Source organism: Stenotrophomonas sp. STEN013 (genome assembly GCF_056760355.1).
The window spans coordinates 237,253-249,996 of sequence record NZ_JBRREO010000002.1 but is presented as its reverse complement, the minus strand read 5'-3'; the positions used below and the strand labels follow the sequence as shown (position 1 = coordinate 249,996).

Below are 12,744 nucleotides of genomic sequence, written 5' to 3'. Positions count from 1 at the left end.
CGGCCTCCTCCCTCAGCTGCCGCGCAGCAGCCGGTGCAGCAACATGCCGACCAGCATCGCCGGCACGAACCACAACGCCTCCGGTGAGGACACGCCCAGGCCGACCAGCGCCGGGCCCGGGCAATAGCCGGCCAAGCCCCAGCCGATGCCGAACAGGGCCGCGCCCAGCAGCAGCGGACGGTCCAGCGTGCGCAGCGAAGACAACTGGAAGCTGCCGGCAAACACCGGCGCCGGCCGCTTGAGCACGAAGCGGAACAGCACCAGCGTGGTGGTCACCGCCCCGCCGAGCACGAACAACAGCGCCGGATCGAAATCCCCGGCGATATCGAGAAAGCCCAGGATGCGCAGCGGATCGGTCATGCCCGATACCGCCAGGCCCAGACCGAACAGTGCGCCGGACAGCAACGCGGCGAACAGGGTGCGGGAGGAATTCATGCCAGATGCCTCACAACAAAAGTGGTGACGATCGCGGTGGCCATGAAGGTCAGCACCGCCGCGAAGGAACGCGGTGACAGCCGCCCCAGTCCGCACACGCCGTGGCCGCTGGTGCAGCCGTTGCCCATGCGGGTGCCAAAACCGACCAGCAGGCCGGCAACGACCAGCATCCACACCGGAAAGCCCTGCCGTGGCGTATAGGCCCCGGGTACCAGCAGCAGCCACGCCGCACCGGCACCGATCAGCCCCAGCAGGAACAGCACCCGCCAGGCGGTCTCGCCGGCGCGCGGCAGCAGCACGCCACCGACGATGCCACTGATGCCGGCGATACGGCCGTTGAGCCACAGCAAGAGGGTCGCCGCCAGGCCGATCAGGATGCCGCCGGCCAGCGGCGTCAGCCAGGCGCTCATGCTTGTGCTCCCAGCTGGTTCAGCGGCAGGCGGAAATAGCGGATGCCGTTGGCGTCGGGCTCGGGCAGGCGCCCCCCGCGGATGTTCACCTGCAGCGCCGGCAGGATCAGCCGCGGCGGCGCCAGCGTGGCGTCACGTTGCTGGCGCATGCGCACGAAATCGGCCTCCTGCACGCCATCTTTCAGATGCACGTTGTGCTCAAGCTGGTGCGCGGCGCTGGTCTGCGGTTCGGGCGCCCGGCGGTCACCCGGATAGTCGTGGCACAGGAAGATGCGCGTGTTCGCCGGCAGCGCCAGGATCGTCTGGATCGAGGCGTACAGCCGGTGCGCGTCACCGCCGGGGAAGTCGGTGCGTGCCGTGCCGGTTTCCGGCGCGAACACGGTGTCACCGATGAACGCGGCATCGCCGATCACATAGGTCAGGCTGTCATCGGTGTGCCCGGGGGTGGCGATCACCCGCGCCTGCAGGTCACCGATACTGAAACGGTCACCGTCGGCGAACAGCCGGTCGAACTGGCGGCCGTCGGCGACGAACTCCTCGCCCAGCCCGAACAGTTCCTTGAAGCGCTGCTGCACCTGGATGATGCCCCGCCCGATCGCCACCGGCGCCTGCAGTTCGTCGGCGAGGAAGCCCGCGGCGCTGAGATGATCGGCATGGGCGTGGGTTTCCAGGATCCACTCGACGCGCAGGCGCTGGGCGCGGACGAAGGCCAGCACCGCCTCGGCCGAGCGGGTGGCGATACGTGCACCGGCCGGATCGTAGTCCAGCACCGGATCGATGATCGCCGCCGCACCGCCCGCGCCCTCGTGCACCACGTAGGTGAAGGTGCCGCTGTCCTTGTCGAAGAACGGTTCGACCTGGGGGGAAGCCATGACTGTCTGGGACATCGAAGCCACCATTTGCCTTTTTGTTTAGTAAATACTAAATTAGATCATCCTAAAAATAAGAGCAAGCCCCGGTGTCGATCCCTGCCGCAGCACCACCGAGCAACCAGGACTACGAACAGATGGGCGTGCATACCGAACAGGCGGCACGCCTGCTCAAATCGCTGGCCCATCCGGCCCGGCTCAGGGTGCTGTGCCGGCTGGTGGAAGGCGAAGCCTCGGTGGGCGAACTGCAGGCGCTGGGGAATCTGTCGATGTCGGCGCTGTCCCAGCACCTGGCGGTGCTGCGCGAACAGGCGCTGGTGCTGACCCGTCGCGACGCACAGACCATCTTCTATTCGCTGGCCCAGAGCCCGGCACTGGGCGTGATGCAGGCGCTCCACGCGGCCTACTGCGGCGCACACGCCAGCGCGGACAGGCCGCACCGCTGAGCCATGCCCTACCCCTCCCCCGCCCAACCCAAGGAAACCACCATGTCCGCCACCCCGTCCTACACCGAGCTGACCCGTGACATCTCGCGCAATCTCACCGCGCTGCGCACCCACAACAGCGAAGTGATGCAAGGCTTCAACGCCATGGGCAAGGCTGCGATGGCGCCCGGTGCGCTGGATGAGAAGACCAAGGAGCTGATCGCCATGGCCATCGGCGTGGCCAACCGCTGCGACGGCTGCCTGGGCTTCCATGCCAAGGCGCTGGTACGCCTGGGCGCGACACCGGAAGAGTTCCGCGAGATGCTGGGCGTAGCGGTCTACATGGGCGGCGGCCCGTCGCTGATGTATGCGGCCAACGCCTTGGCCGCCTATGAAGAGTTCAGTAACGCGACCGGCGCCGCCTGAACCCGCCGCAAGCGGCCCGGCCTGGCGGTCGGGCTGCTGCGATGCCACCTGTCAGGTGACCACCGCCAGCCGGTGCGAGGCCAGCAGGCGGTCCATGATCGACTTCAATGCCAGGGGCCGCACCGGCTTGTGCAGCAGGGTCAGACCCAGCTCCATCACCTCGCGGCGCGTGGCCAGACTGTCATCGGCGCTGAGGATCAGCGTTGGCCGCGGCCCGAAGCGCTCGCCCAGCCGCGCCTGCAGCGCGGTGCCGGTATCGCCGTCATCCAGGTTGTAGTCGAACAGCCACAAGCTCGCCGCCTCGCGCTCCATCGCCGCCACCGCCTGCGCCTCACCGGCCGCCTCGGCCACCGTGTAGCCCCAGCCGCGCAGCAGTGTCGCCAGCGCCTGCAACGCCATCGGATCGTTGTCCACCACCAGCACCGGCAGTCCGCTGCCGGGCGCCGGGCGCGGCAACGGCGGCGATGGCATCGGCACCGGCCGTGACACGGCCGGCAGCGTCACTCCGAACACGGTGCCATGGCCGACCCGGCTGCGCAGCGACAGCGGCGCATCAAGCAGGCCGGCAATGCGGTCGGCGATCGCCAGTCCCAGTCCCAGCCCCTGTCCGGCGGCATCCTCGCCACGGCGGAATTCCTCGAAGATCGCCGCGCGTTCGGAATCGGCAATGCCCGGCCCGGTGTCATGCACCTCCACCCGCAGCGTCTGCCCGTGGCGACGTACGCCCAGCAGCACGCCCCCACGGGCGGTATACCGCACCGCGTTGGCCAGGAAATTCTGCAGCACCCGCCGCAGCAGCTGCGGATCGCTGTGCACCCAGGCGCCGGTGGAGACGTAACCGAAGCGCAGCCCGCGCGCGTTGGCCAGCGCGCGGAATTCCGAGGCCAGCGGATCGAGCACTTCGGCCAGCGGCAGCGCGCGCGGCTGGGGTACCAGCCCCCCGGCCTCCAGGCGCGACATGTCGAACAGGCCGGTCAGCAGATCGGTGGTGGAATCCAGCGCGCCGCGGATCTGCACCACCGCCTGCTTCTGCTGCGGCGCTTCCACCTGTTGCGCCAGCGTGTCGGTGAACAGGTGCGCAGCATGCAGCGGCTGCAGAAGATCGTGGCCGACCGCGGCCAGGAAGCGGCTTTTGGCATCGTTGGCGCGCTCGGCCTCGCGCTTGGCCGATTCCAGCAGCGCGGTGCGCTCACCAACGCGCTGCTCCAGCGTCTCGTTGCTGCGTTTGAGTTCGCGCTCGTTGCGGCGGAATGCGGTGACATCGGTGAAGGTGGCCACGAAGCCGCCCCCCGGCATCGGGTTGCCGCGGATTTCGACGATGCTGCCATCGGGAAATACCCGCTCGGTCAGGTGTGCGGTACCGGCACGCATGAAGGCCAGACGCCGCTCGGCGGCTTTTTCGCCCTGCCCGCGCGCCGGCATCCGCTCCAGTGCCCACGCAGTGAGATCGCCGATCGGCCGCCCGACCTGCAGCAGCTCCTCCGGAAAGCCGAACATGCGCGCATAGCGCCGGTTCCATGCCACCAGCCGCTGCTCGCGGTCGATCACGCTGATGCCCTGGCTCATGTTCTGCAGCGCCGCCTGCAACACCTGCTGGTTGAAACGCAGATCCAGTGACGCCTCGCTGACGATCGCCGCTACCGTGGCCAGCTGTCCGCTTTCCTTGCGCGCTGCATCCAGCAGCAGCCGCGCCGACGCCGCACCCAGCACCGCCGACAGCTCGCGCTCGATCTGCGCCTCGATCGACGCCGGTACCGCGCCGTTGCGCGGCGCCTCGGCCAGCAACAGTTCCACCCGCTCGTGTGGCAGGAACCGGCGACCGGCATCACGCAGGGTATCGGCATCCAGATTGCGGCTGGCGCGATGCGGGGTGTCGCGCCGCCACACCATCGCCAGCAGCGTCACCGCCGTACCCACAAAGAAACTGGCCCCCACCGCGCGGCCCAGCGGGCTCCAGCCGGTGAGGCCGAACAGCGCTTCCGGCGCCAGCCAGTGCCAGCCGAAGGGCCCGTGCGCCAGCCACGACGGCGCATGTCCGCCGCCTTCCAGCAGCGACGGCACCAGCAGCACCCACGCCCAGGTGACGAAACCGGCCAGCACCCCGGCAATAGCCGCGCGCGGCGGCGTCTGCGGCCGCCAGATCGCAAACCCCAGCACCGGCAGCAGGGTGGCCAGCGCCGAGAACGACACCGCACCGATATCGGCCAGCACGTTGCCACCGCCGATCAACCGGCTGTAAGCCCAGGCCAGCAGCATGATCACGCAGATGCCGGTGCGCCGCAGCCACAGCAGCTCGCCGCGGTGGTCGCCGCCGCCGGCGCGCGCCCACACCCCGCGCAGCAGCCCCGGCGCGAACCAGTGGTTGCCGATCATCAGGCTCAGCGTCAGCGTGCTCACCACCACCATGCCGGTGGCTGCGCTCAGGCCACCGAGGAATGCGAACAGCGCGATACCCTCATGGCCGGCGGCGAATGGCAGCGCCAGGGTGTACATGTCGCTGGGCACCGTATCGCCCAGCAGCGCGGTGCCGGCGCGGGCCAGCGGCAGGATCGGCAGCGCGATCAGCAGCAGGTACAGCGGAAACAGCCAGCGCGCGGTGCGCACATCGGCCGGATCCCGGCACTCCACCACCCCGACATGGAACTGGTGCGGCAGCAGGAACATCGCCAGTCCGCCCAGCAGCACCAGCGGGACGAAACCGCCGGCCGGGGCCGGGGCCGGGGCCGGCGAAGGGGATGGCGCCACGGCGACCGCCGGCAGATCCCCCAGCCCGAACCAGACAAACGCGCCCAGCGCCAGCATCGCGGTGAGCTTGAACAGCGACTCCACCGCCATCGCCAGCACCAGCCCGCGGTTGTGTTCGGAAACACTGGCCCGGCGCGCACCAAACAGCATCGCGAACAGCGCCATCGCCAGCGCCACATACAGCGCGCTGTCGTGCCACAGCGCCCCGCCTTGGCCGGCATCGGCGGAGCGGAAGGTGATCATGCTGAAGCTCATCGCCACCGCTTTGAGCTGCAGCGCGATATAGGGAATCAGGCCCAGCACCGTCACCAGCGTGACCGTGGCCGCCAGCCACGCATCGCGTCCCAGCCGTGCGGCGATCAGGTCGGCCAGCGAGGTGGCGTTGGTCTCGCGCGCCAGCCGCACCAGCCGCACCATCACCCCCATGGCCAGCGCATAGAACAGGATCGCGCCGACGAAGGTCGGCGGCAGCGGCCAGCCATAGCGCTTGGCCTGGGTCACCGTGCCGTAGAAGGTCCACGAGGTGCAGTGCACCGCCAGCGACAGCGCATACACATGCCGCCAATGCCGTGCGAACGCGGCCGGACGCCGCTCGCCGTAGAGCGCCGTGCCGAACATCAGCGCCAGCCAGGCCAGCCCCGCCAGCGCCACCGTGACCAGACTCAACATGCCTGCCGCATCCCCTTGCCGTTGATCGCCCCCATCGGCGGAGGCGGACACAGAATACGAGAGCGGCGGCATGCCGTCAGACATGCCGCCGCCCGAGGTTGCTTCCGATCAGCCGATCAGAAGTTGTAACGCACCGACATGTACCAGTTGCGCGGCAGACCGTAGTAGGCGGTCTGGATGTTGCCGACGCTGGCGAACTCCTGGCCTTCGGTCTTGTACTGCTTGTCGGTCAGGTTGCGCACACCGGCGCGGATCTGCCATGCCATCTGCGGCGAATCCCACACGCCGTAGGCACCGACCAGCGTATAGGCGTCCTGGCTGAGCACTGCACGGTTGTCCACCGACAGCCAGGTGTCACCCCGGTAGGAGACATCCCCGCCAAAGGTCAGGTTGCCGTTGTCACCCAGCGAGAACACATGCTGCAGGGCGACGCGGGCGGTCCAGTCCGGCGAGAACGGCACGTGGTCGTGGCTCACGTTCGGATCGAAACCCGGGTAGGACGGATCCAGGCGGAAGTCCTCGAACTTGTCGTACTTGGCGTCCATCCAGCCCAGCTGCGCGCTCAGCGTGGTGGCCTCGCCCAACAGCGCACTGCCTTCCAGCTCGATGCCCTTGATGTTGAGCTTGGCCGCGTTGAGCACCGGGAAGGTGCCCACGTCCTGCGACACACGGGCCTGGAAGTCGCTGTAGTTGCTGTAGAACGCCGCCGCGCTGCCGCGGAAACGGCGGTCGGCCGAGCTGCCCTTCAGGCCCAGCTCGTAGGTCCACACGTATTCCGGATCGAACTTGGCGTTCTGGGTGTCATAGACGGTATTGGCGCGGCCGTTGAAGCCGCCCGACTTGAAGCCGCGGTTGGCCGACACATAGCCCATCAGGTCGTCGCTGAATTCCTTCTGCAGGCTGATCGACGGCGTTACCGCCGTCCACGAGGCCCTGGCATCGAACGCCACCGTTCCATTGAGGCTGGCGAACGGGGCACCCCAGAAGGTGCTGGTGGATCGGTCGTAGTCCTTTTTGTCCTTGGTCCAGCGCACGCCGGCGGCCACGGTCCAGGTCGGTACGAACTCCCAGTTCAGATGGGCGAACGCGGCGGTCGAGGTGGTGCTCAGATCGTCCCGGATCGTGCGCAGGAACGGCACCTTGGCGCCCAGGAACGAGAACAGGTCATCGGCGTAGGCTTCCTGGTACGACGGCACGTTCTCCTTCATGTAGTACGCACCGAAGGTGGCATGCACGTTGGAACCGTTGTCGTAATGCAGCTGGAACTCCTGACTGCGCTGGTCCTGGTCCAGCGCCACCAGCACGTCGCCCAGTTCGTATTCGGAGGCGTCGATGTCGATGTACGACTGGGTCTTGAGCTTGCGGTAGGAACTGATGCTCTTGAGCATCCACTGTTCATTGATGTCCCAGTCCATCGCCAGCGAGGCACCGGAGTGCTTCAGGTACTGCCCCTGGCCATCGGTGAACGAGGTCTGCGCACGACGGTTCCATTCACCGGTTTCGCCCGGCTGCAGCACGATCACGCCGGCCGGGGCCAGACTGGTCTGCAGCAGCGGCGCCATCGGCCGGCCCAGCGTCAAGGCCGCATCCTGCCGGGTGGTATCCAGCGACAGCACCGCACTGAAATTGTCGGTCGGCTTGAATGCCAGCTTCAGGCGCAGCGCCTCGGTGTCGTCATCGTTGTAGTGCTTGCCGGTAACGGCATCCTTCACGTAGCCGTCGTTGGTGATCTTGGCCCCGGCGATGCTGGCAGCCACGGTGTCACTCAACTTGCCCGACACATAGAAGCGGCCTTCCAGGCGGCCGTAGTCGCCGGCGGTGACTTCCACCGCGCCGCCTTCGTTGTCGAACGGATTCTTGGTGGTCAGCTTGATCGCGCCACCGGTGGAGTTCTTGCCGTACAGGGTGCCCTGCGGGCCGCGCAGCACTTCCAGCTGCTGGATGTCGAACAGCGAGAACAGTGCACCGTTGATGCGCGAGTAGTAGACGTCATCGACGTACATGCCCACGCCCGGATCGAAGGTCTGCAGCGCGTCGGGCTGGCCGATGCCGCGGATGAAGACGTTGACACTGTTGGCCGAACCACGGCCCTGGGCGATGTTCATGTTCGGAACGGCGCCCTGCAGCCCTTCCACGGTCGAGGCCTGCAGATCCTTGATCTGCTCCTCGCCGAAGGCGCTCACCGCCACTGGCACGTCCTGGATGGACTCGCTGCGGCGGCGTGCGGTGACGGTCACCTCGTCCAGTTGCGTGGCCTGGGTGCCGGCTGGTACGGCCTTCTGTTCCTGTGCCTGCACGAATGCGGCCGGCGCCAGCAGGATGCCACCGATGGCCATGCTCAGATACTTACGCTTCATTGTCTCCCTCCTCCCGGGTATGACGTAGCGGCATGCGGATGCCGCCATGCTGCGCACGTTAACGGGACGTTAGGCGGCCGCGTATCGTCCCTTCGTACAGTGGGCCGCCCGGTCCGGGCTGCGGATACTCGCCGGCAACGTGATTGGCCGGGAGCCGTGGATGTCGTTTCTGATCGTATTGGCGGCCCTGTGCTTCCTGATGTTCGTGGCCTACCGTGGCTACAGCGTGATCCTGTTCGCGCCGGTGGCGGCGCTGGGCGCGGTGCTGCTGACCGATCCGTCGCTGGTCCAGCCGATGTTCACCGGGCTGTTCATGGACAAGATGGTCGGGTTCCTGAAGCTGTACTTCCCGGTGTTCCTGCTCGGCGCGGTGTTCGGCAAGCTGATCGAGATCTCGGGTTTTTCCAAATCCATCGTCAGTGCGACCATCAAGCTGGTCGGCGCACAGCGGGCGATGCTCTCCATCGTGCTGGTCTGCGGTCTGCTCACCTACGGCGGCGTGTCGCTGTTCGTGGTGGTGTTTGCGGTCTACCCGTTCGCCGCCGAGCTGTTCCGCCAGAGCAATATCCCCAAGCGGCTGATTCCCGGCACCATCGCGCTGGGCGCCTTCACCTTCACCATGGACGCGCTGCCGGGCACGCCGCAGATCCAGAACATCATTCCCAGCAGCTTCTTCGGCACCACCAGCTGGGCCGCACCGACGCTGGGCGTGATTGGGACGGTGATCATCCTGGCGCTGGGCATGGGCTATCTGGAATGGCGCCGCCGCGCCGCAATGGCCGCCGGCGAAGGCTATGCCGGCAGCGCGCCGCTGCTCAACGAACCGGAGCCCTTCCGCGGCGAAGCGCTGGCCCATCCGGCGGTGGCGCTGCTGCCGCTGTTGCTGGTCGGCGTTTCCAACTACCTGTTCACCCGCTGGATTCCCGGTTTCTACGGTGAAAGCCAGTCCTTCATCCCGGCGGTGATCGGCAATCCGGCACCGGTGGTCCAGGAAGTGTCGAAGATGGCCGCCATCTGGGCGGTACAGGGCGCGCTGCTGGTGGGCATCCTCAGCGTGATCGCCTTCGCCTGGAAGCCGGTGGTCAGCGCGTTTGCCGAGGGCACCAAGTCGGCCATCGGCGGCGCCATGCTGGCCTCGATGAACACTGCCTCGGAATATGGTTTTGGCGCGGTGATTGCCGCCCTGCCCGGCTTTCTGGTCGTGGCCAACGCGCTGGGCTCGATCCCCAATCCGCTGGTCAACGAAGCGGTGTCGGTGACGGCGATGGCCGGTATCACCGGCTCGGCCTCCGGCGGCATGTCCATCGCGCTGGCGGCGATGGCCGACAGCTTCATCGCCAACGCACAGGCCGCCGGCATTCCGATGGAGGTGCTGCACCGCGTGGCGGCGATGGCCTCCGGCGGCATGGATACCCTGCCGCACAATGGCGCGGTGATCACCGTGCTGGCGGTGACCGGCCTGACCCATCGCCAGTCCTACAAGGACATCTTCGCCATCACCATCATCAAGACCCTGGCGGTGTTTGCGATCATCGGCGTCTACTACGCCACCGGGCTGGTCTGATCCGGCGCTGAGCCCGCCCTGGCTCCCAGGGCGCGCACCATCCGGGTCAGCCACAGACCGGCGCCATGGCCACGGCTCTGCCATCGCGCGTCGGGAATCGTGCAGACACGCCGGCCACGTGCCGGCCTTCGCATTGGTATCACCCGGGCAATCGCTGCGCCAGCGCGCTCCCTCCCGGCGCTGGCCAGATGCACCGGTCCGGACGCAGGGGCTCCCATCCCCGGGCACCGCTGCCCCCTATCGGCCGCCTGGCAGGTCCGTGCTCCGCCTCCTGCGTAAGCCCCCCAAAAAAAATCGCCCGGCTGCACGTCACTGTGCATCACCAGGCGATCTCTACATCCATGTTGGCATCCTGCCTTCCCCCGGCATCCTGCCTGTGAGCATCCGGCTCGATCGGGCTCCCTGGACCACCTGTCCCTCTGTGGTCTCATGCGATTCCGTTCCGCTCAGCGCCGCTCTATCGGTCTGGCAGCCGCCGTCGTGGCAGCCTTCTTGGCGGGGGCAGCTCCGGCCCCCACTTCGATCTGGTCCCGATTCCGTTCGACCGTCTTCAATCCGATCCCCTTGACCAGCGCCAGTTCCTCGACGCTTTTGAAGGGTCCGTTTGCCTGTCGGTGATCGACGATTGCCTGCGCCTTCGCTGGGCCGACATTCACCAATACCCGGTCCAGCTCCGCCGCAGAGGCGGTATTGATGTCGACCTTGTCCGTGGCATACGCCGATGCGGTCAACAACAACGCCAGAACCAATGACTTGAGCGTCACGGTAAAAAGCTTCATCGCTGCATTCCTTGTGGTTTGGATTGGAGTTGCCGGCATCCCCGCCGGCCAAACCAGTGTCCCGCGCCACTTGAACACAGCGTATCCGTCACACCGCTGTGACACAGCCAGCGAACTACCCGATCGCGTGTAGGAAAAACCCTACAAGCCGTCGGCGTAGAATGGTTGCACCTGACATTGCTACCGGAGTTCCACATGGACAGCGCCAAGATCGGCCAATTTCTCAGCGACAAGTGGGACACCGATATCGTCCCGCAACTGGTCGATTACATCCGCATCCCCAACAAGTCGCCGATGTTCGACGCCAATTGGGTCGCCAATGGCTACATGGATCAGGCCGTCAACCTGATGGAGCGCTGGGCCAAGGCGCAGAACATCCCCGGCCTGCTGGTCGAAGTGGTCCGCCTGGAAGGCCGCACCCCGTTGATCTTCCTGGAAATCCCGGCCACCGGCCCGGAAACCGGCGACGACACCGTGCTGCTCTACGGTCACCTGGACAAGCAGCCGGAAATGACCGGCTGGGACGATGACCTCGGTCCGTGGAAGCCGGTGCTGCGCGGTGACAAGCTGTACGGCCGCGGCGGTGCCGACGACGGCTACGCAATCTTCGGCTCGCTGGCCGCCATTCTCGCGCTGCAGGAACAGGGTCTGCCGCACGCCCGCTGCGTGATCCTGATCGAGGCCTGCGAGGAATCCGGTTCCTACGATCTGCCGGCTTACGTCGACCACCTGGCCGAGCGTATCGGCCAGCCGTCGCTGGTGGTGTGCCTGGATTCGGGCTGCGCCAACTACGACCAGCTGTGGTGCACCACCTCGCTGCGCGGCCTGACTGGCGGCAACTTCACGGTCAAGGTGCTCAACGAGGGCGTGCACTCCGGCGATGCCTCCGGTGTGGTGCCGTCCAGCTTCCGCCTGCTGCGCCAGCTGCTGTCGCGCATCGAGGACGAGAACACCGGCCGCATCCTGCTCGACGGCCTGCACACCGAGATCCCGGCCGAGCGCCTGGAACAGGCCAAGCGCGCCGCCGACGTGGTCGATACCGCCATCTTCGACAAGTTCCCGCTGGTCGACGGCCTCAAGCCGATGAGCGATGAGCTGACCGAACTGGTGCTCAACCGCACCTGGCGCCCGGCGCTGTCGGTCACCGGCATCGGTGGCATGCCGCCGCTGGAATCGGCCGGCAACGTGCTGCGTCCGGAAACCTCGGTGAAACTGTCGCTGCGCCTGCCGCCGACCGCCAATGGCAAGACCTGCGGCGAACTGCTGAAGGAAGCCCTGCTGCGTGACCCGCCGAACGGTGCCCACGTCAGCCTGGAGCTGGAAAAGGCCTCCACAGGCTGGAACGCGCCGGCGATGGCGCCGTGGCTGGAGAAGTCGATCGACGATGCCAGCCAGGCGTTCTTCGGCAAGCCGGCCATGTACATGGGCGAAGGTGGCTCGATCCCGTTCATGGGCATGCTGGGCGAAAAGTTCCCGGGTGCGCAGTTCATGATCACCGGCGTGCTGGGCCCGCATTCCAATGCCCACGGTCCGAACGAGTTCCTGCACATCCCGATGGGCAAGCGCGTCACCTCCTGCGTGTCCAAGGTGCTGTTCGACCACCACGCCGCCAGCCTGCGTGGCGAGACCAGCGGTTCGCCGGTGGCTGCCGACAGCGGCACCCGCCACGGCGGCCACGGCTGCTGCTGAGCGACTGAGCGCTTGATGACGGACGCAGCCTGGCCTTGCTAGGCTGCGTCTTTCTTTATGGCAGGCGGGCACATGAGCGGACTGTTTGGCAGCGACAGCTGGCTGTACATCATCCTGATCGGCTTCGTTGTCGGCCTGCTCGGGCGCTTTTTCATGCCCGGCAACAACCGCATGGGCTGCCTGCTGACCCTCGTGCTCGGCATCGCCGGGGCGGTGTTCGCCGGCTGGTTCGGTCGCGAGATGGGCTGGTACACCGCCGGGCAACCGGCCGGTTTCCTCGGCGCCATCCTCGGCGCCGTCGCCATCCTTGCGCTGTTGCGCCTGGTCAGCGGCAAGCGCTGAGTCCTGACTCCTTTTGCGCCTGTCCCACCGGGCA

The 12,744-nt window shown here is 67.0% G+C and carries 11 protein-coding genes; 5 read left to right on the top strand and 6 right to left on the bottom strand.

Translation table 11 applies throughout. The annotated features are described in order from the left end of the window. Positions 1–12: 12 nt before the first annotated feature. From ACVOMH_RS05385 to ACVOMH_RS05375, 3 genes are read right to left on the bottom strand one after another with little or no spacing between them, the layout of a single operon-like run. On the bottom strand, positions 13–435 hold the full coding sequence (locus tag ACVOMH_RS05385) for a DUF6691 family protein (RefSeq protein WP_481551271.1): 423 nt from the start codon (positions 433–435) through the stop codon (positions 13–15). Then, positions 432–845, bottom strand: a complete 414-nt coding sequence (locus ACVOMH_RS05380) for a YeeE/YedE family protein (protein ID WP_057506423.1) — start codon at positions 843–845, stop codon at positions 432–434. Before ACVOMH_RS05380 ends, ACVOMH_RS05385 begins: the two co-directional genes overlap by 4 nt. Next, a complete protein-coding gene (locus ACVOMH_RS05375; protein WP_481551270.1) occupies positions 842–1,732 on the bottom strand; it encodes an MBL fold metallo-hydrolase in 891 nt (296 codons plus the stop codon). The genes ACVOMH_RS05380 and ACVOMH_RS05375 overlap by 4 nt, the downstream gene beginning before the upstream one ends. A 119-nt stretch (positions 1,733–1,851) precedes the next feature. Between ACVOMH_RS05375 and ACVOMH_RS05370 the strand changes: the two genes are divergently transcribed. Together ACVOMH_RS05370 and ACVOMH_RS05365 are read left to right on the top strand one after the other, a co-directional pair. Further along, on the top strand, positions 1,852–2,160 hold the full coding sequence (locus tag ACVOMH_RS05370; protein ID WP_481551576.1) for an ArsR/SmtB family transcription factor: 309 nt from the start codon (positions 1,852–1,854) through the stop codon (positions 2,158–2,160). A gap of 42 nt (positions 2,161–2,202) precedes the next feature. Further along, entirely contained in the window at positions 2,203–2,565 is a 363-nt protein-coding gene (locus ACVOMH_RS05365) for a carboxymuconolactone decarboxylase family protein (protein ID WP_481551269.1), read from the top strand. A 51-nt stretch (positions 2,566–2,616) separates the two neighbouring features. On the opposite strand, the gene ACVOMH_RS05360 is transcribed toward ACVOMH_RS05365, so the two are convergent. Together ACVOMH_RS05360 and ACVOMH_RS05355 are read right to left on the bottom strand one after the other, a co-directional pair. Further along, positions 2,617–5,979, bottom strand: a complete 3,363-nt coding sequence (locus ACVOMH_RS05360) for a hybrid sensor histidine kinase/response regulator (protein ID WP_481551268.1) — start codon at positions 5,977–5,979, stop codon at positions 2,617–2,619. 116 nt (positions 5,980–6,095) lie between these two features. Then, complete coding sequence (locus ACVOMH_RS05355) at positions 6,096–8,336, bottom strand: TonB-dependent receptor (protein ID WP_481551267.1); 2,241 nt, start codon at positions 8,334–8,336, stop codon at positions 6,096–6,098. 160 nt (positions 8,337–8,496) lie between these two features. On the opposite strand from ACVOMH_RS05355, the gene ACVOMH_RS05350 reads away from it, so the two are divergent. Then, entirely contained in the window at positions 8,497–9,900 is a 1,404-nt protein-coding gene (locus ACVOMH_RS05350) for a GntP family permease (RefSeq protein WP_481551266.1), read from the top strand. A 446-nt stretch (positions 9,901–10,346) separates the two neighbouring features. Here the strand turns inward: ACVOMH_RS05350 and ACVOMH_RS05345 are convergent, their stop codons facing one another. Beyond that, complete coding sequence (locus ACVOMH_RS05345) at positions 10,347–10,679, bottom strand: ComEA family DNA-binding protein (protein ID WP_054658609.1); 333 nt, start codon at positions 10,677–10,679, stop codon at positions 10,347–10,349. A 195-nt stretch (positions 10,680–10,874) separates the two neighbouring features. On the opposite strand from ACVOMH_RS05345, the gene ACVOMH_RS05340 reads away from it, so the two are divergent. Continuing rightward, complete coding sequence (locus ACVOMH_RS05340) at positions 10,875–12,368, top strand: M20 family metallopeptidase (RefSeq protein ID WP_481551265.1); 1,494 nt, start codon at positions 10,875–10,877, stop codon at positions 12,366–12,368. 72 nt (positions 12,369–12,440) lie between these two features. After that, positions 12,441–12,710, top strand: coding sequence for a GlsB/YeaQ/YmgE family stress response membrane protein (locus tag ACVOMH_RS05335; RefSeq protein ID WP_054658605.1), 270 nt, complete (start codon positions 12,441–12,443; stop codon positions 12,708–12,710). The last annotated feature ends 34 nt before the right edge of the window (positions 12,711–12,744 follow it).